20 protein-coding genes and 3 rRNA genes are annotated in these 23,317 nt (G+C 64.2%); 18 read left to right on the top strand and 5 right to left on the bottom strand.

The annotated features are described in order from the left end of the window. Positions 1-22 precede the first annotated feature (22 nt). From prmC to QGN30_RS20970, 13 genes are all read left to right on the top strand, one after another. Positions 23-949, top strand: a complete 927-nt coding sequence (prmC, locus tag QGN30_RS21030; protein ID WP_036458458.1) for a peptide chain release factor N(5)-glutamine methyltransferase — start codon at positions 23-25, stop codon at positions 947-949. Then, positions 946-1,605, top strand: a complete 660-nt coding sequence (locus tag QGN30_RS21025) for an L-threonylcarbamoyladenylate synthase (protein ID WP_008254793.1) — start codon at positions 946-948, stop codon at positions 1,603-1,605. Before prmC ends, QGN30_RS21025 begins: the two co-directional genes overlap by 4 nt. A 61-nt stretch (positions 1,606-1,666) precedes the next feature. Beyond that, positions 1,667-2,845 carry a UDP-N-acetylglucosamine--decaprenyl-phosphate N-acetylglucosaminephosphotransferase gene (gene rfe / locus QGN30_RS21020; RefSeq protein ID WP_008254794.1) on the top strand — a complete coding sequence of 393 codons (1,179 nt, stop codon included), beginning with the start codon at positions 1,667-1,669 and terminating at the stop codon, positions 2,843-2,845. A 216-nt stretch (positions 2,846-3,061) separates the two neighbouring features. Continuing rightward, positions 3,062-3,556 carry an ATP synthase subunit I gene (locus tag QGN30_RS21015; RefSeq protein WP_036458460.1) on the top strand — a complete coding sequence of 165 codons (495 nt, stop codon included), beginning with the start codon at positions 3,062-3,064 and terminating at the stop codon, positions 3,554-3,556. Next, positions 3,549-4,307 carry a F0F1 ATP synthase subunit A gene (atpB, locus tag QGN30_RS21010; protein WP_008254800.1) on the top strand — a complete coding sequence of 253 codons (759 nt, stop codon included), beginning with the start codon at positions 3,549-3,551 and terminating at the stop codon, positions 4,305-4,307. Before QGN30_RS21015 ends, atpB begins: the two co-directional genes overlap by 8 nt. Positions 4,308-4,391: 84 nt before the next feature. Then, positions 4,392-4,640, top strand: coding sequence for a F0F1 ATP synthase subunit C (locus QGN30_RS21005; protein ID WP_024636915.1), 249 nt, complete (start codon positions 4,392-4,394; stop codon positions 4,638-4,640). A gap of 9 nt (positions 4,641-4,649) precedes the next feature. Continuing rightward, complete coding sequence (locus QGN30_RS21000; protein ID WP_136244994.1) at positions 4,650-5,183, top strand: F0F1 ATP synthase subunit B; 534 nt, start codon at positions 4,650-4,652, stop codon at positions 5,181-5,183. Positions 5,184-5,189: 6 nt separating this feature from the next. Then, positions 5,190-6,530, top strand: a complete 1,341-nt coding sequence (locus QGN30_RS20995) for a F0F1 ATP synthase subunit B/delta (RefSeq protein WP_008254814.1) — start codon at positions 5,190-5,192, stop codon at positions 6,528-6,530. A 70-nt stretch (positions 6,531-6,600) separates the two neighbouring features. Then, entirely contained in the window at positions 6,601-8,256 is a 1,656-nt protein-coding gene (gene atpA, locus QGN30_RS20990; RefSeq protein ID WP_014382087.1) for a F0F1 ATP synthase subunit alpha, read from the top strand. A gap of 6 nt (positions 8,257-8,262) precedes the next feature. Beyond that, positions 8,263-9,177, top strand: a complete 915-nt coding sequence (locus tag QGN30_RS20985) for a F0F1 ATP synthase subunit gamma (RefSeq protein WP_008254818.1) — start codon at positions 8,263-8,265, stop codon at positions 9,175-9,177. 28 nt (positions 9,178-9,205) lie between these two features. Then, the gene (gene atpD, locus QGN30_RS20980) at positions 9,206-10,666 is read left to right on the top strand and encodes a F0F1 ATP synthase subunit beta (RefSeq protein WP_008254823.1); all 1,461 of its coding nucleotides are present in this window, start codon (positions 9,206-9,208) and stop codon (positions 10,664-10,666) included. A gap of 50 nt (positions 10,667-10,716) precedes the next feature. Further along, positions 10,717-11,082, top strand: coding sequence for a F0F1 ATP synthase subunit epsilon (locus QGN30_RS20975; protein ID WP_008254826.1), 366 nt, complete (start codon positions 10,717-10,719; stop codon positions 11,080-11,082). Positions 11,083-11,088: 6 nt separating this feature from the next. Continuing rightward, on the top strand, positions 11,089-11,532 hold the full coding sequence (locus QGN30_RS20970; RefSeq protein ID WP_009955321.1) for a DUF2550 domain-containing protein: 444 nt from the start codon (positions 11,089-11,091) through the stop codon (positions 11,530-11,532). Between the two features lie 30 nt (positions 11,533-11,562). Here the strand turns inward: QGN30_RS20970 and QGN30_RS20965 are convergent, their stop codons facing one another. Then, positions 11,563-12,147 (bottom strand): cob(I)yrinic acid a,c-diamide adenosyltransferase, encoded by a 585-nt coding sequence (locus tag QGN30_RS20965; protein WP_026071513.1) that lies wholly within the window; start codon positions 12,145-12,147, stop codon positions 11,563-11,565. 114 nt (positions 12,148-12,261) lie between these two features. Between QGN30_RS20965 and murA the strand changes: the two genes are divergently transcribed. The 4 genes from murA to rrf all read left to right on the top strand — a co-directional run bounded on the left by murA (position 12,262) and on the right by rrf (position 18,999). Continuing rightward, positions 12,262-13,515 carry a UDP-N-acetylglucosamine 1-carboxyvinyltransferase gene (murA, locus tag QGN30_RS20960; RefSeq protein WP_008254832.1) on the top strand — a complete coding sequence of 418 codons (1,254 nt, stop codon included), beginning with the start codon at positions 12,262-12,264 and terminating at the stop codon, positions 13,513-13,515. 360 nt (positions 13,516-13,875) lie between these two features. Continuing rightward, a 16S ribosomal RNA gene (locus QGN30_RS20955) occupies positions 13,876-15,406 on the top strand. A 282-nt stretch (positions 15,407-15,688) separates the two neighbouring features. Further along, a 23S ribosomal RNA gene (locus tag QGN30_RS20950) occupies positions 15,689-18,797 on the top strand. Positions 18,798-18,886: 89 nt separating this feature from the next. Continuing rightward, positions 18,887-18,999 (top strand): 5S ribosomal RNA (gene rrf, locus QGN30_RS20945). Together the 16S, 23S and 5S rRNA genes form the textbook arrangement of a ribosomal RNA operon. Positions 19,000-19,232: 233 nt before the next feature. On the opposite strand, the gene QGN30_RS20940 is transcribed toward rrf, so the two are convergent. Further along, positions 19,233-20,408: a PPE family protein gene (locus QGN30_RS20940; protein WP_014382089.1), complete on the bottom strand. Its 1,176-nt coding sequence runs from the start codon at positions 20,406-20,408 to the stop codon at positions 19,233-19,235. 12 nt (positions 20,409-20,420) lie between these two features. Further along, positions 20,421-20,720 (bottom strand): PE family protein, encoded by a 300-nt coding sequence (locus tag QGN30_RS20935; RefSeq protein WP_008254840.1) that lies wholly within the window; start codon positions 20,718-20,720, stop codon positions 20,421-20,423. A 366-nt stretch (positions 20,721-21,086) separates the two neighbouring features. Between QGN30_RS20935 and QGN30_RS20930 the strand changes: the two genes are divergently transcribed. After that, on the top strand, positions 21,087-22,241 hold the full coding sequence (locus tag QGN30_RS20930) for a PPE family protein (protein ID WP_038535548.1): 1,155 nt from the start codon (positions 21,087-21,089) through the stop codon (positions 22,239-22,241). A gap of 30 nt (positions 22,242-22,271) precedes the next feature. On the opposite strand, the gene QGN30_RS20925 is transcribed toward QGN30_RS20930, so the two are convergent. Together QGN30_RS20925 and QGN30_RS20920 are read right to left on the bottom strand one after the other, a co-directional pair. After that, on the bottom strand, positions 22,272-22,985 hold the full coding sequence (locus tag QGN30_RS20925) for a hypothetical protein (protein WP_008254846.1): 714 nt from the start codon (positions 22,983-22,985) through the stop codon (positions 22,272-22,274). A gap of 22 nt (positions 22,986-23,007) precedes the next feature. Then, positions 23,008-23,316 (bottom strand): hypothetical protein, encoded by a 309-nt coding sequence (locus tag QGN30_RS20920; RefSeq protein ID WP_008254847.1) that lies wholly within the window; start codon positions 23,314-23,316, stop codon positions 23,008-23,010. Between the last annotated feature and the right edge of the window lies 1 nt (position 23,317).

The raw sequence follows: 23,317 nt of genomic DNA, 5'->3' as shown, positions 1-23,317 counted from the left end.
AGCGACGACGCGGAGCGAAGCGATGAGGAGCGGGACAAGCCAGCTCAGCCTGCGGCGCGCGATCGACGATGCGACGGCCACCCTCGCCGAAGCGGGAATCGATTCCGCGCGTTGGGATGCCGAGCAGCTGGCCGCGCACCTGGCGGGCATCGACCGCGGTCGCCTGGCGTTGCTCGAATCGCCCGGCGAGGACTTTCTCGGACGGTACCGCGACGCGGTGGCCGTTCGTTCGCGACGCGTGCCGTTGCAGCATCTGCTGGGGACGGCGGCATTCGGTCCGGTGCAGCTGCGCGTCGGCCCCGGCGTGTTCATACCCCGCCCCGAAACCGAGGCCCTGCTGGAATGGGCCCGCGCGCAACGACTTGCGCCACGGCCGGTCATCGTCGACCTGTGCACCGGGTCCGGCGCTTTGGCGGTGGCGCTGGCCCACCAGCGGGCCGAACTGGGGCAGGAAGCACGAATAGTCGCTCTCGACAACTCCGACGCCGCCCTCGAGTACGCGCGCGGTAACGCTGAGGGCACGGCCATCGAGATCGTGCGGGCCGACGTCACCGAACCCGGCCTGCTTCCGCAACTGGACGGAAGGGTCGACTTGATCGTGGCCAACCCGCCCTATGTTCCCGACGGCGCCGTGCTGGACCCTGAAGTCGCCCAACATGATCCCCACCAGGCGGTGTTCGGCGGGCCGGACGGTCTGGCGGTGATTGCTCCGATAGTGCGCCTCGCCGGCCGTTGGCTGCGTCCCGGGGGGCTGATCGGCATTGAGCATGACGACACCACCTCGCGCGAGACCGTGGAATTGTTCGTTCGCACCGGGCTTTTCGAGGACGTCCAGGCGCGTCAGGACCTGACCGGCCGGCCGCGGTTCGTGACGGCGAGGAGGAGTGGCGCCAATGACGCGCGTCGCGACGATGCAGAGCGCAGCGATGAGGAGGAGTGGCGCCAATGACCGACGTCTTTGACTGCGCCGATCCCGAGCAGCGCGCGCTCGGAATCGCCGCGGCGGCAGGAGCTCTCAAGGGCGGGCGGCTCGTGGTCATGCCGACCGACACGGTGTACGGCATCGGTGCCGACGCGTTCAACAGCGCCGCGGTCTCGGCGCTGCTCTCGGCGAAGGGGCGCGGGCGCGACATGCCGGTGGGCGTGCTGGTCGGCTCCTGGCACACCATCGAGGGACTCGTCTACACCATGCCGGACGGCGCCCGCGACCTGATCCGCGCGTTCTGGCCGGGCGCGCTCAGCCTGGTGGTCACACAGGCGCCGTCGTTGCAGTGGGACCTCGGCGATGCCCGCGGCACCGTGATGCTGCGGATGCCGCTGCACCCGGTCGCCATCGAACTCCTGCGTGAAGTGGGACCGCTGGCGGTCTCGAGCGCCAACATCTCCGGCCGTACGGCCGCCGTGGACGCCGGTGAGGCGCGAGATCAACTCGGCGATCTCGTCGACGTCTACCTGGAAGCGGGTCCGTCCGAGCAGGGCGCCGCCTCCACGATCGTGGACCTGACCGGACCCACGCCACGCATCCTGCGGCCGGGCCCGGTCAGCGCGGAGCGCATCGCCGAAGTCCTCGGTGTCGATCCTGAGGGCCTGACCGCCGAGGCCTGACTGGAGCGGTTGTCGCGAGCTCCCAGGTTTGTGCACTACGGTCTCGTTGGTGTCCAGCGACATGACCAACCTTGCCGGTGGTTTGCTCGCCCTTTCTGACCGCGGCGCCGGTGTTCCGCTACGCGAGCTGGCGCTGGTGGGACTCACCGCGGCGATCATCACCTATTTCGCCACCGGACCGGTCCGCGTGCTGGCGACCCGGCTGGGCGCCGTCGCCTATCCGCGGGAGCGCGACGTACATGTCACACCCACCCCGCGCATGGGCGGGCTGGCGATGTTTCTCGGCGTCGTCACCGCGGTGTTCCTGGCCTCCCAGCTTCCCGCGCTCACCCGCGGGTTCGTCTACTCCACGGGCATGCCAGCGGTCCTGGTGGCCGGCGCGGTCATCATGGGGATCGGGCTGATCGACGACCGGTGGGGCCTGGACGCCCTGACCAAGTTCGCCGGCCAGATCACCGCGGCCAGCGTGCTGGTCACCATGGGTGTGGCCTGGAGCGTCCTGTACATCCCCATGGGCGGGGTCGGCACCATCGTGCTCGACCAGGCGTCGTCGATCCTGCTGACGCTGGCGCTCACCGTATCGGTGGTCAACGCGATGAACTTCGTCGACGGGCTCGACGGTCTGGCCGCCGGGCTGGGCCTGATCACCGCGTTGGCGATCTGCATGTTCTCGGTCGGGCTGCTCCGCGACCACGGCGGCGACGTCCTCTTCTATCCGCCGGCGGTGATCTCGGTGGTGCTCGCGGGGGCGTGTCTGGGCTTTCTGCCGCACAACTTTCATCGCGCCAAGATCTTCATGGGCGACTCCGGCTCGATGCTGATCGGCTTGATGCTGGCCGCCGCCTCCACGACGGCGGCCGGCCCCGTTTCGCAAAACGCCTACGGCGCCCGCGACGTGTTCGCCCTGCTGTCACCGTTCCTGCTGGTCGCGGCCGTCATCTTCGTGCCGATGCTCGATTTGCTGCTGGCGATCGTGCGCCGCACCCGCGCGGGCCGCAGCGCGTTCAGCCCCGACAAGATGCATCTGCATCACCGGTTGCTGCAGATCGGCCATTCCCACCGCCGCGTGGTGTTGCTGATTTATCTGTGGGTCGGCATCGTCGCGTTCGGCGCGGCGAGCACGATCTTTTTCCGCCCCCGCGACACCGCCGCGGTGATGCTGGGCGCCATCGTGGTCGCCGGCGTCGCGACGGCGATCCCGCTCTTGCGCCGGGGCGACGACTACTACGACGAGGGGTAGTAGTAGGGGCGTGTTGTGTGGTACGGTCCAGGTAGAACCCCAAAAAGCCGCACAGGCGACCGGCCCCTCGGAGGCTCATCCGATCGGGCTGGTTCAAGACCGGCCTCGGGAGATACCCCTTGGGTGATTCAACTGTGACGTGCGATACGCTCGGCGGACCACCGATCAGTCGGTCGAGGGGTTCCCGTTTCACCAACCTGGGATTGAGGTGCTGCAGTGACGACACCAGCGCAGGACGCGCCGTTGGTGTTTCCCTCTGTTGCTTTCCGTCCGGTTCGGCTCTTCGCGATCAGCATTGTCATCACGGCGGTGGCGGTGCTCGCAGCCGGGCTGTCCGGTCACCTGATGGTTGGCGTCTTCTTCGGGATCGGGCTGCTGCTGGGTTTGCTCAATGCGGTACTGGTGCGTCGCTCCGTTGAGTCGATCACCGCGAAGGATCACCCGCTGAAAAGGTCGATGGCCGTCAACTCGGCGTCTCGGCTGGCCATCATCACCGTCATCGGGCTGATCATCGCCTACGTCTTCCGGCCCGCCGGCCTGGGCGTGGTGTTCGGATTGGCGCTTTTCCAGATCCTCTTGGTGGCATCGACGGCGCTGCCGGTGTGGAAGAAGCTGCGCGCCGGCGACTGGGCGGAATCCGCGGACGGTGCCGGAGGCGGCGTCAACGCAGGATCGGAAGGTACGGAAGGAAGGAACACCACCGATGCCTGAGACGACGTTCCTGGCCGAAGGTGCGATCGAGGTCGGCGAACACAACCACGCCACCTGGCTCGGCATGACCGTCAACACCGACACCATCATGTCGACGGGTATCGCCGCGCTGATCGTGCTCGCGCTGGCCTTCTTCCTGCGGGCGAAGATCACCTCGACCGGTGTCCCGAGCGGTGTTCAGTTGTTCTGGGAAGCCATCACGGTCCAGATGCGCGACCAGATCGAGAGCGCGGTCGGCATGCGGATCGCGCCGTTCGTGTTGCCGCTGGCCGTCACCATCTTTGTGTTCATCCTGATCTCCAACTGGCTGTCGGTGCTCCCGCTGCAGTACACCGACGCCTCCGGGCACACCACCGAGCTGCTGAAGTCGGCGGCGGCGGACATCAATTACGTTCTGGCGCTGGCACTTTTCGTCTTTGTCTGCTACCACGTGGCCGGCATCTGGCGCCGCGGCGTCGTCGGACACCCCCTCGCCGTGCTCAAGGGCCACGTGGCGTTCCTGGCGCCGATCAACGTCGTCGAGGAGCTGGCCAAGCCAATCTCGTTGTCGCTGCGACTTTTCGGCAACATCTTCGCCGGCGGCATCCTGGTCGCGCTGATCGCGCTGTTCCCGCCGTACATCATGTGGGCGCCCAACGCGATCTGGAAGGCCTTCGACCTGTTCGTCGGGGCGATCCAGGCCTTCATCTTCTCGATTCTGACCATCTTGTACTTCAGTCAAGCCATGGAGATCGAGGATCACCATGACTAAAGCCACCATGAATTGTTTTGTCCCACGCACCATTACAGAGGCCTGGTAGACCCCTACCAGATATCAAGGAGGATAAGAATGGCTCTGGACCCCCAAGTCGCTGCCGCTGCACTCATCGGCGGTGGACTCATCATGGGCGGCGGCGCGATCGGTGCCGGTATCGGTGACGGTATCGCCGGTAACGCGCTGGTTTCCGGGATCGCCCGGCAGCCCGAGGCGCAAGGTCGGCTGTTCACGCCGTTCTTCATCACCGTCGGTCTGGTTGAGGCGGCCTACTTCATCAACCTGGCCTTCATGGCGCTGTTCGTCTTCGCAACACCCGTCGGCACCTAGTTCGCTGTGATGGGTGACGCGAGCCTGAGCGTTCTGGCGTCCGGCCAGGTGGTGGCAGAGGGAGGCAACAACTTCCTCGTTCCCAACGGCACCTTCTTCTTCGTGCTGGCCATCTTCCTGATCGTGCTGGCCGTCATCGGCACGTTCGTCGTGCCGCCGGTCATGAAGGTGTTGCGCGAACGCGACGCCATGGTTGCCAAGACGGCCGCCGACACCAAGAAGGCGGCCGAGCAGTTCGAGGCCGCCCAGGCCGATTACGAAGAAGCCATGACCGAAGCCCGAGTGCAGGCGTCGTCGTTACGCGACAACGCGCGCGCCGAGGGCCGTAAGGTCGTGGAAGAGGCGCGGGCCCGGGCCGAGCAAGAGGTGTCCTCGACGTTGCAGCTGGCCGCCCAGCAACTGAAGCGGGAAAGGGACGCCGTGGAACTGGATCTGCGTGCCAACGTGGCGTCCACGGCGGCGACGTTGGCCAGTCGCATCCTCGGCGTCGACGTCGCCCCCGCTGCAGCGACCACATCCGCAACCAAGACATCCGGACGGTAATTACGTATGTCGACTTTCATCGGCCAGTTGGTGGGCTTTGCGGCCATCGTGTTCCTGGTGGTGCGTTATGTCGTGCCGCCGGTGCGTCGGTTGATGGCCGCGCGGCAGGCCACGGTGCGCCAGCAATTGAAGGACGCGGCCGCGGCGAGCGATCGGTTGACCGAGTCGACCACCGCCCACAGCAAGGCCGTGGAGGACGCCAAGGCAGAGTCGAAACGCGTTGTCGAAGAGGCGGAGTCGGACTCCAAGCGCATCACCGAGCAGTTGTCGGCCCAGGCCGGTGTCGAGGCGGAACGCATCAAGTCGCAGGGCGGCCGCCAGGTCGACCTGCTGCGTACCCAGCTGAGTCGTCAGCTGCGCCTGGAACTCGGTCACGAAGCGGTGCGCCAGGCCGGCGAGCTGGTGCGTAACTTCGTCGCCGACTCCGCACAGCAATCGGCCACCGTCGATCGATTCCTCGACGACCTCGACGCGATGGCGCCCGCCTCGGCGGATGTCCAGTATCCGCTGATGACCAAGATGCGCTCGTCGAGCCGTGTTGCGCTGACCAACCTCTCGGAGTGGTTCAGCACCATCACCAAAGACCTTGACAACAAGGGACTTTCCACCCTGTCCGGCGAACTCGTCTCCGTGGCGCAGATGCTGGACCGCGAAATCGTTGTCACCCGGTACCTCACCGTGCCCGCCGAGGACGCCGAACCCAGGACCCGGTTGATCGAGCGGTTGCTCGCCGGCCAGGTCGGCGACGCTACCCTCGACGTCCTGCGCTCGGCCGTATCGGAGCGCTGGTCGGCCAGTTCCGACCTCATCGACGCCCTCGAGCATGTCTCGCGGCAGGCGCTGCTCGAAGTCGCCGAACGTGAGGACAAGGTCGACGAGATCGAGGAACAACTGTTCCGGTTCTCGCGCATCCTGGATGCGCAACCACGACTGGCGATCTTGTTGGGCGACTACGCCGTTCCGGTGGAAGGCCGAGTTGCGTTGCTGCGCAAGGTGCTCGACAGCGCGAGCACCAAGGTTCATCCGATCGCGGCCGCGCTGCTGACCCAGACGGTCGAGTTGCTCAGGGGCCAGCCGGCCGAGGAGGCCATCCAGTTCCTCGCAGAGGTTGCGGTGGCGCGCCGCGGCGAAGTCGTCGCGCAGGTCAGCGCCGCGGCCGACCTGAGCGACGCCCAGCGCACCCGCCTGACCGAGGTGCTCAGCCGCATCTATGGTCACCCGGTGGCGGTGCAGCTGCAGATCGACAGCGAACTGCTGGGCGGGCTGCTCATCTCGGTGGCCGATGAAGTGATCGACGGAACGCTCGCGTCCCGTCTGACCGCGGCCGAGGCGCAGTTGCCCGACTGACCACCCCAGACCAACCACAAATCCATCCCGACGCACGCGTTACGAAGATCAAGTAGGAAGACGAAAAGCCATGGCCGAGTTGACAATCTCCGCTGGTGACATTCAGAGCGCCATCGAGGACTACGTAGGCTCTTTCACCTCCGACACCGCCCGCGAAGAGGTCGGTACCGTCGTCGACGCCGGTGACGGCATCGCCCACGTCGAAGGCCTGCCGTCCGTGATGACCCAGGAACTTCTCGAGTTCCCCGGCGGCGTGCTCGGCGTCGCGCTCAACCTCGACGAGCACAACGTCGGCGCGGTGATCCTGGGTGACTTCGAGAAGATCGAAGAGGGCCAGCAGGTCAAGCGCACCGGCGAGGTTCTCTCGGTCCCCGTCGGCGACGCGTTCCTGGGCCGCGTGGTCAACCCGCTGGGCCAGCCGATCGACGGTCAGGGCGACATCGAAACCGACGTCCGGCGCGCCCTGGAGATCCAGGCGCCCTCGGTGGTTCAGCGGCAAAGCGTGAAAGAGCCCCTGCAGACGGGGATCAAGGCCATCGACGCGATGACGCCGATCGGCCGCGGCCAGCGCCAGCTGATCATCGGCGACCGCAAGACCGGCAAGACCGCCGTCTGCGTCGACACCATCCTCAACCAGCGGCAGAACTGGGAGTCCGGCGACGAGCGCAAGCAGGTGCGCTGCGTCTACGTGGCCATCGGCCAGAAGGGCACCACGATCGCCTCGGTCCGGCGCGCGCTCGAAGAGGGTGGTGCGATGGACTACACCACCATCGTCGCGGCTCCGGCGTCCGACTCGGCCGGGTTCAAATGGCTTGCGCCCTACACCGGTTCGGCGATCGCCCAGCACTGGATGTACGACGGCAAGCACGTGCTGATCGTCTTCGACGACCTGAGCAAGCAGGCCGAGGCGTACCGCGCGATCTCGCTGCTGCTGCGCCGCCCGCCCGGCCGCGAGGCCTACCCGGGTGACGTCTTCTACCTGCACTCAAGGCTTTTGGAGCGTTGCGCCAAGCTTTCCGACGAACTCGGTGGCGGCTCGCTGACCGGTCTGCCGATCATCGAGACCAAGGCCAACGACATTTCGGCCTACATCCCCACCAACGTCATCTCGATCACCGACGGGCAGTGCTTCCTCGAGTCCGACCTGTTCAACCAGGGTGTGCGGCCGGCCATCAACGTCGGTGTCTCGGTGTCCCGCGTGGGCGGCGCCGCCCAGATCAAGGCGATGAAGGAAGTGGCGGGCTCGCTGCGTTTGGACCTCTCGCAATTCCGCGAATTGGAATCGTTCGCGGCCTTCGCCTCCGACCTCGACGCGACGTCGAAGGCTCAGCTGGATCGTGGCGCGCGGCTGGTGGAGTTGCTCAAGCAGCCCCAGTACCAGCCCATGCCCGTCGAGGAGCAGGTGATTTCGATCTTCCTCGGCACCGGTGGCCACCTGGACTCGGTGCCCGTGGAGGACGTCCGGCGCTTCGAAACCGAATTGCTGGACCACATCCGGGCCTCCGAAGAGAAACTCCTGTCGGGGATCCGCGACACCCAGAAGCTCTCCGACGAGGCGGCCGAAGAACTCGAGAAGGTCATCAACAACTTCAAGAAGGGCTTCGCCGCCACCGGTGGTGGATCGGTGGTGCCCGACGAGCACGTCGAGGCGCTCGATGAGGGCGAGCTCGAAAAGGAATCGGTGAAGGTCACCAAGCCCGCACCCAAGAAGAAGGCAAAGAAGTAGCAACCTATGGCTGCCACACTTCGTGAATTGCGCGGACGCATCCGCTCGGCCGGATCGATCAAAAAGATCACCAAGGCCCAGGAGCTGATCGCGACGTCGCGGATCGGTCGCGCTCAGGCGCGGCTGGACGCCGCCAGACCGTACGCCTTCCAGATCACCGCGATGCTCACCACGCTGGCCGCCGAGGCCGCCCTCGACCACCCGTTGCTCGTCGAGCGGCCCGAACCGAAGCGGGCGGGCGTGCTGGTGGTGACGTCGGACCGAGGTCTGTGCGGTGCCTACAACGCGAGCATCTTCCGCCGCGCCGAGGAGCTCTTCTCCTTGCTGCGGGAACAAGGCAAGACGCCGGTGCTGTACGCCGTCGGCCGTAAAGCGCTGAATTACTACAAGTTCCGCAACTGGGACATCAGCGGCTCCTGGACCGGCTTCTCCGAGCAGCCGCAGTACGAGAACGCCGCCGAGATCGGCGAGACGCTGGTCAACGCGTTCATGCTGGGCACCGGCGACGAGGACGAAGGCCAGTCCGACGTCGAGGGCGTCGACGAGTTGCACATCGTCTACAGCGAGTTCAAGTCGATGTTGTCGCAGGCGGCGGTCGCACACCGGATCGCCCCCATGGTGGTCGAATATGTCGAGGAACCGCCCGAAGTGCGAACGTTGTATTCGTTCGAGCCGGATGCGACAACGCTTTTCGAGTCGCTGCTGCCGCGGTACCTGACCACCCGCGTTTACGAGGCGCTGCTCGAATCGGCGGCATCGGAGCTGGCCTCGCGCCAACGCGCGATGAAGTCGGCTACCGACAACGCGGACGACCTCATCAAGGCCCTGACGCTGATGGCGAACCGCGAGCGGCAGGCCCAGATCACCCAGGAGATTAGCGAAATCGTCGGTGGCGCAAACGCGCTCGCCGACGCCCGCTAGGTAGCACCACTAGGAAGCGAAAGAAATTATGCCTGCTACGACAGCAACCGACGAGAAGTCCACGAAGTCGGCCAAGAGCGACACCAGCGGCCGGGTGGTACGGGTCACCGGGCCCGTCGTCGACGTCGAGTTCCCCCGCGGTTCCGTGCCGGAACTGTTCAACGCGCTCAACGCGGAGATCACGTTCGAGGAACTGGCGAAGACCCTCACGCTCGAGGTCGCCCAGCACCTCGGGGACAACCTGGTGCGCACCATCTCGCTGCAGCCCACCGACGGCCTGGTGCGCGGGGTCGAGGTGACCGACACGGGACGTTCCATCTCGGTGCCCGTCGGCCAGGAGGTCAAGGGCCACGTCTTCAACGCCCTGGGGCACTGCCTGGACAAGCCGGGCTACGGAGAAGACCTCGAGCACTGGTCGATTCACCGCAAGCCGCCGCCGTTCGAAGAGCTCGAGCCTCGCACCGAGATGCTCGAAACCGGCCTCAAGGTCGTCGACCTGCTCACCCCGTACGTGCGTGGTGGCAAGATCGCGCTGTTCGGTGGTGCGGGTGTCGGCAAGACGGTGCTCATCCAGGAGATGATCAACCGCATCGCCCGTAACTTCGGTGGTACGTCGGTGTTCGCCGGGGTGGGGGAGCGCACCCGCGAGGGCAACGACCTCTGGGTCGAACTGCAAGAGGCCGACGTGCTCAAGGACACCGCGCTGGTGTTCGGTCAGATGGACGAGCCGCCCGGTACCCGTATGCGAGTGGCGCTTTCCGCGCTGACCATGGCCGAGTGGTTCCGTGACGAAGCCGGCCAGGACGTGTTGTTGTTCATCGACAACATCTTCCGGTTCACCCAGGCCGGTTCGGAGGTGTCGACGCTGCTCGGTCGTATGCCCTCGGCGGTCGGCTACCAGCCCACGCTGGCCGACGAGATGGGCGAACTGCAGGAGCGCATCACCTCGACGCGAGGCAAGTCGATTACGTCCATGCAGGCGGTCTACGTGCCCGCCGACGACTACACCGACCCGGCGCCGGCGACGACCTTCGCGCACCTGGATGCCACCACCGAGCTGTCGCGTTCGGTGTTCTCCAAGGGCATCTTCCCCGCGGTGGACCCGCTGGCCTCGAGCTCGACCATCCTCGACCCGAGCGTCGTCGGTGACGAGCACTACCGCGTGGCCCAGGAAGTCATCCGAATCCTGCAGCGGTACAAGGACCTTCAGGACATCATCGCGATCCTCGGTATCGACGAGCTGTCCGAAGAGGACAAGCAGCTGGTGCAGCGGGCGCGGCGCATCGAGCGGTTCCTGTCGCAGAACATGATGGCGGCCGAGCAGTTCACCGGTCAGCCGGGTTCGACGGTTCCGCTGAAGGAGACCATCGAGGCGTTCGACCGCGTGACCAAGGGCGAGTTCGACCACGTGCCCGAGCAGGCCTTCTTCTTGATCGGTGGTCTGGACGACCTGGCCAAGAAGGCAGAGAGCCTTGGCGCCAAGCTCTAACTTGCACCCGGGCCGAAACGGGCTCGCACGCTATCGAAGGGGTCTGTGGCATGGCCGAATTGAACGTTGAGATCGTCGCCGTCGACCGAAAGATCTGGTCGGGTGCGGCAACGTTTCTGTTCACCCGCACCACCGTCGGTGAGATCGGCATCATGCCGCGGCACATCCCGTTGGTAGCGCAATTGGTCGACGACGCAATGGTGCGCGTCGAACGAGAGGGCGACGACGATCTCCGGGTCGCGGTGGATGGCGGATTCTTGTCGGTCACCGAGGAGACGGTGACCATCCTGGCCGAGTCCGCCGAGTTCGAGTCGGAGATCGACGAGAGCGCCGCGAGAGAGGCTTCTGAGTCGGACGATCCGCGTATCGCCGCCAGGGGGCGCGCCAGATTGCGCGCCGTCGGCGCGATCGACTAAGCGCCGATGAGCGCGCCCATGACCGCCATGGTCGTGCTCGTCGTCGTGCTGGCGGCCGCCGTCGTTGCGTTGAGTTATCGGCTGTGGAAGCTGCGCCAGGGCGGCACGGCGGGGATCATGCGCGACGTTCCCGCGGTGGGCGGTCACGGCTGGCGGCATGGTGTAATCCGTTACCGCGGCGGCGAAGCCGCGTTCTACCGGCTCTCCAGCCTGCGACTGTGGCCGGACCGGCGGCTGAGCCGGCGAGGCGTTGAGATCGTGGCCCGGCGCGCGCCACGTGGCGACGAATTCGACATCATGACCGACGAGATCGTCGTCATCGAACTGCGCGACACGACCCAGGACCGCAGGTCTGGCTACGAGATCGCCTTCGACAAGGGTGCGCTGACCGCGTTCCTGTCGTGGCTGGAGTCGCGCCCGTCGCCGCGCTCCCGCCGGCGCAGCATCTAGCCCGCATCACCGAACACCCTGCAGTGCCGGCTAACTCGGGGGGGCTTGGCCGCCGCCCGGCTTCCACAGCACATCGCCGTCCGGGTTGGCCACGCGCGACAGGATGAAGAGCAGATCCGACAGGCGGTTCAGGTATTTCGCGGGCAGGACGTTGACCTGCTGCGGGGCGGCGTCGACCGCCGCCCACGCCGAGCGCTCGGCTCGGCGCACCACGGTGCGCGCCACGTGCAAGTACGCCGACAGCGGCGAACCGCCCGGCAGCACAAAGGAATTCAGCTTCGGCAACGACTCGTTATATGTGTCACACCACTTTTCGAGCCGGTCGATGTAGGGCTGGCTGACCCGCAAGGGCGGGTACTCGGGGTTTTCCACCACCGGGGTGGACAGGTCCGCGCCGGCGTCGAAGAGGTCATTTTGGATCTGGCGTAACACGGCCTTGAGCTCGTCGTCGGGCTGACCGACGGCGACGGCGACGCCGATCGCCGAGTTGGCCTCATCGCAGTCGGCGTAGGCCACCAGGCGGGGGTCGGTTTTCGGGACCCGGGAGAAGTCACTCAATCCCGTGGTGCCGTCGTCGCCGGTCCGCGTGTAGATGCGGGTCAGGTGCACTGCCATGAGCAAAACGGTACTGCGGCGCATGTAGGGGCCAAGACTTGGCTCGTTGGCATACGGGCTCGCTGGCAAGCCGGCCGACTGACAAGCCGATACCGCTTCACTAGACTGACCCGGGTGGCTGAGCGATTCGTGGTGACCGGCGGCAACCGGTTGTCCGGCGAAGTCGCGGTGGGGGGCGCAAAGAACAGCGTGCTCAAGCTGATGGCCGCGGCGTTGTTGGCCGAAGGCACCAGCACCATCACCAATTGCCCCGACATCCTCGACGTGCCGCTGATGGCCGAGGTGCTGCGCGGCCTTGGGGCAACCGTCGAACTCGACGGTGACGTCGCCCGGATCACCTCGCCCGACGAGCCGAAATACGATGCCGACTTCGCGGCGGTGCGCCAGTTCCGGGCTTCGGTGTGCGTACTGGGCCCACTGGTCGGTCGGTGTAAGCGGGCCCGCGTCGCCCTTCCCGGCGGAGACGCGATCGGCTCGCGGCCGCTGGACATGCACCAAGCCGGCCTGCGCCAGCTGGGCGCGCAATGCAACATCGAACACGGATGCGTCGTGGCGCAGGCTGATACGTTGCGCGGCGCGGAGATTCAGTTGGAGTTTCCGTCGGTGGGCGCCACCGAGAACATCCTGATGGCCGCGGTCGTGGCCGAAGGCGTGACCACGATCCACAACGCCGCGCGCGAACCCGACGTCGTCGACCTCTGCACGATGTTGAACCAGATGGGCGCGCAGGTCGAAGGCGCCGGTTCGCCGACGATGACCATCACCGGCGTCCCGCGGCTGCACCCGACCGAACACCGCGTCATCGGGGATCGCATCGTCGCCGCCACGTGGGGCATCGCCGCCGCGATGACCCGCGGAGACATCTCGGTCACCGGTGTCGACCCGGCGCACCTGCAGGTGGTGCTGCACAAGCTGCACGACGCCGGCGCCACCGTCACCCAAACGGAAAGCAGCTTCCGGGTGGCCCAGTACGAGCGCCCGAAGGCCGTCAATGTCGCGACCCTGCCGTTTCCCGGGTTTCCCACCGACCTGCAGCCCATGGCGATCGCGCTGGCGTCGATCGCCGATGGCACGTCGATGATCACCGAGAACGTATTCGAGGCGCGCTTTCGTTTCGTCGAGGAAATGATCCGGCTGGGCGCCGACGCCCGCACCGACGGGCACCATGCCGTCGTGCGTGGGCTGCCGCAATTGTCGAGCGCGCCGGTGTGGTGTTCGGACATCCGGGCCGGCGCCGGCCTGGTGTTGGCGGGGCTCGTCGCCGACGGCGACACCGAGGTTCACGACGTCTTCCACATCGATCGCGGCTACCCGTTGTTCGTGGAAAACCTGGCGATTTTGGGAGCGGAGATCGAGCGGGTAGAGTAACCAAAGTCAGTGCCCCACAAGCGCGATCACCGACGCGAAGGTGGACGAGAGCGGGGCCTTGACTCCCTCGCTGGATTGGTACTAGCCTGGCACGGCTGCTCCCGACTCGGTCTCTGGAAGACCAAAACTGGGAGTTGACTCCACTGCCGGACTTGTATTAAGCTGGCAGGGTTGCCCCAAAACGGGCGAAACAAGTGTTGTTTGAGAACTCAATAGTGTGTTTGGTCTTTTTATTTGTTGTTGTTTTTTGGCCATACCTAGCACTCCCCGTGTGTGGGTATGGCAATTTTTGATGCCAGTTATTTGGTGTCTTGTCAGGTATCTCTGATTTGAAATTCACCTCGTTCATCGAGGAGTTTTTGTTTGGAGAGTTTGATCCTGGCTCAGGACGAACGCTGGCGGCGTGCTTAACACATGCAAGTCGAACGGAAAGGCCCCTTCGGGGGTACTCGAGTGGCGAACGGGTGAGTAACACGTGGGCAATCTGCCCTGCACTTCGGGATAAGCCTGGGAAACTGGGTCTAATACCGGATAGGACCTTTAGGCGCATGTCTTTAGGTGGAAAGCTTTTGCGGTGTGGGATGGGCCCGCGGCCTATCAGCTTGTTGGTGGGGTGATGGCCTACCAAGGCGACGACGGGTAGCCGGCCTGAGAGGGTGTCCGGCCACACTGGGACTGAGATACGGCCCAGACTCCTACGGGAGGCAGCAGTGGGGAATATTGCACAATGGGCGCAAGCCTGATGCAGCGACGCCGCGTGGGGGATGACGGCCTTCGGGTTGTAAACCTCTTTCACCATCGACGAAGGTCCGGGTTTTCTCGGATTGACGGTAGGTGGAGAAGAAGCACCGGCCAACTACGTGCCAGCAGCCGCGGTAATACGTAGGGTGCGAGCGTTGTCCGGAATTACTGGGCGTAAAGAGCTCGTAGGTGGTTTGTCGCGTTGTTCGTGAAATCTCACGGCTTAACTGTGAGCGTGCGGGCGATACGGGCAGACTAGAGTACTGCAGGGGAGACTGGAATTCCTGGTGTAGCGGTGGAATGCGCAGATATCAGGAGGAACACCGGTGGCGAAGGCGGGTCTCTGGGCAGTAACTGACGCTGAGGAGCGAAAGCGTGGGGAGCGAACAGGATTAGATACCCTGGTAGTCCACGCCGTAAACGGTGGGTACTAGGTGTGGGTTTCCTTCCTTGGGATCCGTGCCGTAGCTAACGCATTAAGTACCCCGCCTGGGGAGTACGGCCGCAAGGCTAAAACTCAAAGGAATTGACGGGGGCCCGCACAAGCGGCGGAGCATGTGGATTAATTCGATGCAACGCGAAGAACCTTACCTGGGTTTGACATGCACAGGACGCGTCTAGAGATAGGCGTTCCCTTGTGGCCTGTGTGCAGGTGGTGCATGGCTGTCGTCAGCTCGTGTCGTGAGATGTTGGGTTAAGTCCCGCAACGAGCGCAACCCTTGTCTCATGTTGCCAGCGGGTAATGCCGGGGACTCGTGAGAGACTGCCGGGGTCAACTCGGAGGAAGGTGGGGATGACGTCAAGTCATCATGCCCCTTATGTCCAGGGCTTCACACATGCTACAATGGCCGGTACAAAGGGCTGCGATGCCGCAAGGTTAAGCGAATCCTTTTAAAGCCGGTCTCAGTTCGGATTGGGGTCTGCAACTCGACCCCATGAAGTCGGAGTCGCTAGTAATCGCAGATCAGCAACGCTGCGGTGAATACGTTCCCGGGCCTTGTACACACCGCCCGTCACGTCATGAAAGTCGGTAACACCCGAAGCCAGTGGCCTAACCCTTGGGAGGGAGCTGTCGAAGGTGGGATCGGCGATTGGGACGAAGTCGTAACAAGGTAGCCGTACCGGAAGGTGCGGCTGGATCACCTCCTTTCTAAGGAGCACCACGAAAAGCACTCCAATTGGTGGGGTGCGAGCCGTGAGGGGTTCCCGTCTGTAGTGGACGGGGGCCGGGTGCACAACAGCAAATGATTGCCAGACACACTATTGGGCCCTGAGACAACACTCGGTCGATCCGTGTGGAGTCCCTCCATCTTGGTGGTGGGGTGTGGTGTTTGAGTATTGGATAGTGGTTGCGAGCATCTAGATGAGCGCATAGTCCTTAGGGCTGATGCGTTCGTCGAAATGTGTAATTTCTTCTTTGGTTTTTGTGTGTAAGTAAGTGTTTAAGGGCGCATGGTGGATGCCTTGGCATCGAGAGCCGATGAAGGACGTGGGAGGCTGCGATATGCCTCGGGGAGCTGTCAACCGAGCATTGATCCGAGGATTTCCGAATGGGGAAACCCAGCACGAGTGATGTCGTGTTACCCGCATCTGAATATATAGGGTGCGGGAGGGAACGCGGGGAAGTGAAACATCTCAGTACCCGTAGGAGAAGAAAACAATTGTGATTCCGTAAGTAGTGGCGAGCGAACGCGGAACAGGCTAAACCGCACGCATGTGATACCGGGTAGGGGTTGTGTGTGCGGGGTTGTGGGAGGATACATCTCAGCTCTACCTGGCTGAGGGGTAGTCAGAAAGTGTCGTGGTTAGCGGAAGTGGCCTGGGATGGTCTGCCGTAGACGGTGAGAGCCCGGTACGCGAAAACCCGTCACCTACCTTGTATCAATTCCCGAGTAGCAGCGGGCCCGTGGAATCTGCTGTGAATCTGCCGGGACCACCCGGTAAGCCTAAATACTTCTCGATGACCGATAGCGGATTAGTACCGTGAGGGAATGGTGAAAAGTACCCCGGGAGGGGAGTGAAATAGTACCTGAAACCGTGTGCCTACAATCCGTCAGAGCCTCCTTGTGGGGTGATGGCGTGCCTTTTGAAGAATGAGCCTGCGAGTCAGGGACACGTCGCGAGGTTAACCCGTGCGGGGTAGCCGCAGCGAAAGCGAGTCTGAATAGGGCGCATCCCCTTTGGGGTGTAGTGGCGTGTTCTGGACCCGAAGCGGAGTGATCTACCCATGGCCAGGGTGAAGCGCGGGTAAGACCGCGTGGAGGCCCGAACCCACTTAGGTTGAAGACTGAGGGGATGAGCTGTGGGTAGGGGTGAAAGGCCAATCAAACTCCGTGATAGCTGGTTCTCCCCGAAATGCATTTAGGTGCAGCGTTGCGTGGTTCACCACGGAGGTAGAGCTACTGGATGGCCGATGGGCCCTACTAGGTTACTGACGTCAGCCAAACTCCGAATGCCGTGGTGTAAAGCGTGGCAGTGAGACGGCGGGGGATAAGCTCCGTACGTCGAAAGGGAAACAGCCCAGATCGCCGGCTAAGGCCCCTAAGCGTGTGCTAAGTGGAAAAGGATGTGTAGTCGCAGAGACAACCAGGAGGTTGGCTTAGAAGCAGCCACCCTTGAAAGAGTGCGTAATAGCTCACTGGTCAAGTGATTATGCGCCGATAATGTAGCGGGGCTCAAGCACACCGCCGAAGCCGCGGCACATTCACGTTTACGTGGATGTGGGTAGGGGAGCGTCCCTCATTCAGCGAAGCCTCCGGGTGACCGGTGGTGGAGGGTGGGGGAGTGAGAATGCAGGCATGAGTAGCGATAAGGCAAGTGAGAACCTTGCCCGCCGTAAGACCAAGGGTTCCTGGGCCAGGCCAGTCCGCCCAGGGTGAGTCGGGACCTAAGGCGAGGCCGACAGGCGTAGTCGATGGACAACGGGTTGATATTCCCGTACCCGTGTATGGGCGTCCCTGATGAATCAGCGGTACTAACCACCCAAAACCGGATCGACCATTCCCCTTCGGGGGCATGGAGTTTCGGGGCTGCGTGGGACCTTCGCTGGTAGTAGTCAAGCAATGGGGTGACGCAGGAAGGTAGCCGTACCAGTCAGTGGTAATACTGGGGCAAGCCTGTAGGGAGAGCGATAGGCAAATCCGTCGCTCATTAATCCTGAGAGGTGATGCATAGCCGATTGAGGTGAATTCGGTGATCCTCTGCTGCCAAGAAAAGCCTCTAGCGAGCACATACACGGCCCGTACCCCAAACCAACACAGGTGGTCAGGTAGAGAATACCAAGGCGTACGAGATAACTATGGTTAAGGAACTCGGCAAAATGCCCCCGTAACTTCGGGAGAAGGGGGGCCGGAATACCGTGAACACCCTTGCGGTGGGAGCGGGATCCGGCCGCAGAAACCAGTGGGTAGCGACTGTTTACTAAAAACACAGGTCCGTGCGAAGTCGCAAGACGATGTATACGGACTGACGCCTGCCCGGTGCTGGAAGGTTAAGAGGACCCGTTAACCGTAAGGTGAAGCGGAGAATTTAAGCCCCAGTAAACGGCGGTGGTAACTATAACCATCCTAAGGTAGCGAAATTCCTTGTCGGGTAAGTTCCGACCTGCACGAATGGCGTAACGACTTCCCAACTGTCTCAACCATAGACTCGGCGAAATTGCACTACGAGTAAAGATGCTCGTTACGCGCGGCAGGACGAAAAGACCCCGGGACCTTCACTACAACTTGGTATTGGTGTTCGGTACGGTTTGTGTAGGATAGGTGGGAGACTGTGAAATACAGACGCCAGTTTGTATGGAGTCGTTGTTGAAATACCACTCTGATCGTATTGGACACCTAACGTCGAACCCTTATCGGGTTCACGGACAGTGCCTGGCGGGTAGTTTAACTGGGGCGGTTGCCTCCTAAAATGTAACGGAGGCGCCCAAAGGTTCCCTCAACCTGGACGGCAATCAGGTGACGAGTGTAAGTGCACAAGGGAGCTTGACTGCGAGACTTACAAGTCAAGCAGGGACGAAAGTCGGGACTAGTGATCCGGCACCCCCGAGTGGAAGGGGTGTCGCTCAACGGATAAAAGGTACCCCGGGGATAACAGGCTGATCTTCCCCAAGAGTCCATATCGACGGGATGGTTTGGCACCTCGATGTCGGCTCGTCGCATCCTGGGGCTGGAGCAGGTCCCAAGGGTTGGGCTGTTCGCCCATTAAAGCGGCACGCGAGCTGGGTTTAGAACGTCGTGAGACAGTTCGGTCTCTATCCGCCGCGCGCGTCAGAAACTTGAGGAAACCTGTCCCTAGTACGAGAGGACCGGGACGGACGAACCTCTGGTATACCAGTTGTTCCACCAGGAGCACGGCTGGATAGCCACGTTCGGACAGGATAACCGCTGAAAGCATCTAAGCGGGAAACCTTCTCCAAGATCAGGTTTCTCACCCTTTTAGAGGGATAAGGCCCCCCGCAGACCACGGGTTCGATAGGCTAGACCTGGAAGCTCAGCAATGAGTGCAGGGAACTGGCACTAACCGGCCGAAAACTTACCAACACACAATCGCAACCACAGTCCATTTCGGCGGCATTTTGCCGCTGGAAGCTTGAACACCGCACCCCCCACCAAACAAATTTAAATAGAGTTACGGCGGCCACAGCGACAGGGAAACGCCCGGTCCCATTCCGAACCCGGAAGCTAAGCCTGTCAGCGCCGATGATACTGCCCATACGGGTGGAAAAGTAGGACACCGCCGAACATACACAAAAACACCCCCGGCAACGGGGGTGTTTTTGCATTCGTAGCCAAAACCACTGGCGCACAGGGATTTACACCGGCATGCGGGATCGCAGCGTCCCGTGTCCGTAAGCCGGCGACGCGGTACGCGCGGTCGACGGGCCACGGTCGAGCCGGGTGCAGCGCCCTCCGCGATGCCAACGGCGGTGCGCTGAGCCGGATCTCGACCCGATTGCTCGGGACGTTGTTGCTCGGCTAGCCGGCAAACGGCGGGCGGGCCATCACCGTCGGGCGGATCCCGTAGCGCGGGCCGGCGCCGGTCGAACCCCCGCCGACACCCGCCAGCGGCATACCGCCCAACAGGTTTCCGGGTCCCGATGTCTCGGGAGTGGTGATGAAGCGGCTGATCGGAATCGACGAGGCTCCGGAGGCGACCGCCGGGCCCGCCGCGGAGGTCCAGGCGGGGGGCACGGAGAGGCCGCCGACCGGCGCCGCAGAAGCCAAAGTCGCCGATATGGCGCCGCCGCCACCGGTCAGCCCGCGCAGCGATGCGCCCACGGCGGGCAGGCTCGCGGCGGCCTTCGCTCCCTCACTGGCGGCCTTGGCTGCGGGAGCCAAACCCTTTGAGAGCGATAGGAAGTGGGTCGACATCCCGGTAACGCGATACATCATCGCGAGGGTGTTCTGGGCAGGGCTGGCGTATTCGGCCCACATGTCGAACACGGGGTTCTGTTCCAGCACGTCGGTGATCGGCGGCAGTTCCGTGTTCGCCGCCGCGGGCGACGAGAGTGCCTGCAGTGTGGGCGGTACCGAGGACAGCAACTGTGATTGTGCCGACTCCGCCCCGGCCGAGGTGCCGGCCGCCTGAGCGACCGAGGCCGCCTGCATGGCCTCGCCGGCCGGATTGGTGGTCTCCGCCGGCCGGGTGAACGGTGTCACCTGGGTGACCGGCGCGGCCTGACCCGCGTAGCCGTACATCGCCGTAGCGTCTTGCGCCCACATTTCGGCGTATTGCGTCTCGAGCTGAACGATCAGCGGCGTGTTTTGGCCCAGGACATTGGTCGACACCGCCTGTACGAGTTGGGCGCGGTTGGCTTCGATCAGCGGTGGGGGCACCGTGGCGGCAAACGCCGCTTCGTAGGCGCCCGCCGCGGCCCTGGCCGAAACGGCGGCCTGTTCGGCCTGCACGGCGGTGGTGCGCATCCACGCCACATAGGGTTTGGCGGCCTCGGCCATCTGGGCCGAGGCGGGGCCCATCCACTCTTCGCTCACCAGTTGCGTGATGATCCTGTCGTAGTCGTTGGCCGCGGAATCCAACTCCGCGGCCAGCAGATTCCAGGCCCACGCCGCGGCCATCATCGAGGCCGAGCCCGGGCCGGAATACATGCGCTCCGAATGGATCTCCGGGGGTAACGCTCCGAAATCCAGCACGTCGCACCCGCCTCAGCTGGACGCGGCGGCGTTGATGGCTTCGGTTGCCGCATATGAGCCGGCGCCGAAGTGCAGCATTCTCACGAAGCTGTCGTGAATCACCGTGGCCTGGGCGCAGACGGTCTGATACATCTGGGCGTGCGTGGCGAACTGCGCGGCAACCAGCACGGAGACCTCATCGGTTGCCGCGGGAACCACGCCCATCGTCGGCGCCGATGCCGCTGCATTCTGTGCGGCCAGCGCCGAGCCGATGGCAGCCAAGTTCTGGGCTGCGGCGGTTAACGCTTCGGGCTGGGTGGTCACGAACGACACGGTGATTCTCTCCTCGCTGGTTCCGATTCAACGGTGCTGAACGGCCGCTGAAAGCCGCTCCACCGCGAGGTTAAGGGCTGCGCGCCCAATAGTGTATTGCTAAAGACAAGTGTTCATCTTCAGCTAGATTCAGTTCATATCTGTGAACTCATATGTACATATATGTTCTTACGATCACATATGTGTACAAACGTCCACTCATAAGAGATGACCGCCGTGCCCGAGGATCGGCATCGCGTTCGTGATTCGACGGCCGACGCCGGCGGCTGCGCTGGACGGTACCCACGCACAAGTATCTGACCACAGTTTCGGGGGGCGTCGGCGCGCGTGCGACAGCCGTCGCCGACAAGACGAGGGGACCACTTAGTGGATTACGGGGCGCTTCCGCCGGAGGTCAACTCCGGGCGGATGTACGTCGGTGCGGGTTCGGGGCCGATGCTGGCGGCCGCCGCAGCCTGGGACGGGTTGGCCATCGAGCTGTACACCACCGCGGCCTCCTACGGTTCGTTGATCGCCGAACTCACCGGCGCGTGGCTGGGTCCGGCGTCGGCGACGATGGCCGCCGCCTCGGCCCCCTACGTGGCGTGGCTCACCGCGACCGCCGCACAGGCCGAACAGACGGCGGTCCAGGCGAAGGCCGCCGCGGGGGCCTACGAGGCGGCGTTCGCGATGACGGTTCCGCCACCGGTGATCGCGGCCAACCGCGCCCAGTTGATGATGCTGATCGCGACGAATTTCTTCGGCCAGAACCTGCCCGCGATCGCGGCCACCGAGGCCCACTACGCCGAGATGTGGGCCCAGGACGCGGCCGCGATGTATGGCTACGCCGCGGCGTCGGCCGGCGCCTCGGCGTTGCCCCCGTTCGACCAGCCGCCCTCCACCACCAACCCGGCGGGGGAGGGCGGTCAAGCGGCCGCGGTCGCCCATGCCGCCGACACGGCGGCCGAAACAAGCACGCAACCCGGTGCCTCCACCTCCGGATTAGCAAACCCAACGTTGGTCTCCAGCGCAGTGGTGGAAGGCTCGTCAGGGGCATCCGAATCGTCGGCATCGGAGTCCTGGAAAAAGTTGACCTCGTTGTATACCAACCACCTTGGTATGGCCTACAACCACGCGGGCGACTGGGAGCACATGATGAAGATCTGGGAAGGCGTGATGCCGGCCGCCGGTGACGGCAAAGCCGCGACGGCCGCGGCCACCTTGCGCGGTGTGGGAGGAACGCTCGGCGGTGGCCCGGTGTCCTCGGGTGCGTCCTCGCCCGTGACGGCGGGTCTGGGCAGGGCGGCCACGGTGGGTCACTTGTCGGTGCCGCAGAGTTGGGCCGCCGCGGCTCCGGCGACAAGCGCGGACACAGCCGCGCCGGCGGTCAGCACCGTCGGCGCCGGCGCCGAAGCCAAGGGAAGCGGGTTGCTCCGCGGCATCCCGCTGTCGGGCACGGGCCGGGGGGCCGGGGGCAAGATCGTCGGGCAGCGTTACGGGTTCCGCCCGATGGTGGTAGCCCGGCACGTGGTGGGCGGATAAACGCTCAGGTCGCCGAAGGCGCCGGATGGCCTACTTGCCGGACGTGAACCAGGCCACCTTGGCCTGCCACGATCGCGCGGATCCGTAGGCGAAGCCGATGGCGCTCAGGCAGGCGCACAACCAGACGGGCAAGGCGATGTCCGTGCCCGCCCAGGCGGTGCCGATTTGAATCACGCTCGCCGCCACCCCGAATCCCGCCGAGATCAGGTAGAGGTCGACGGTCGTCGTTGAGCGGGGATCCGTCCGCAGGATCAGCAGCACTCGCCCGGCGTAGGAGAGCAGGTAGATCATCAGGGCGCCCAGGACCAGCCAGTAAGCCAGCAGCCAGAAGTCGGCGGGGGCCGCGAAGAAGTCGAGGTGATGGCCCTCGTCGGCGATGACGAACAGAACCACCAGCAGCGGAACCGCGATGCGTAGCGGGCGCGTGACGTGCTTGCGCAACAGCTCGCTCTCGTGGGCTTCGTCGACCAGGCGGATGAGCCCATGGCGGATGATCGCCGTCACCGCGAAGATCCAGCAGATGTGTCCGAGCAGGTGTTGCACGTTCCACAGCCCGAAGACGCGGTGTAGCGGGGGTCCGAGCGCGGCCGCGGCCCAGTGCGACATCAGCAGCACCGCGCAGCCATGCAGTGCGATGTTGCGGGTGGCGCCGGCCTCCCATCGGGAGCGCCAGGTGTAACGCCGGATCCACAGGCTGCACAGAAGGGCGGCCAAGGTGACGACGATGAGTGCGGTTTTGATCATCCAAACGGTCCGGCAGTGCCGCTCAGACGGGCGGACTGTTGGGATCGGGGCGAAGGTCGCGCAGCCTGGGCGGGCCGGTCTGGGACTCCAGGTACTCGGTGACCGAGTCGGGGTCGATCAGACCGTAGCGGACCTGCAGGTCGACCGGGTTCAACCCCAAATACTTGGCCGCCCTGATCAGGTTGTCGGCGGTGATCAGCCTGCCCTCGCGAGCCGCCTTGTAGTACGCGGACTTGCGGTAGCCGAACGCTTCGTAGACCTCGGTGGCCGCCAGGGGTCTACCGACCAGATACGGCAGCACCACCGCCGGATCCTTCGCACTGTCGTCCACA

Source organism: Mycobacterium sp. 3-98 (genome assembly GCF_035918355.1).
In the GTDB taxonomy this organism is placed as follows: domain Bacteria; phylum Actinomycetota; class Actinomycetes; order Mycobacteriales; family Mycobacteriaceae; genus Mycobacterium; species Mycobacterium intracellulare.
Note: the sequence above shows the minus strand (reverse complement) of the source record. Positions and strands in the feature narration are given on the sequence as shown.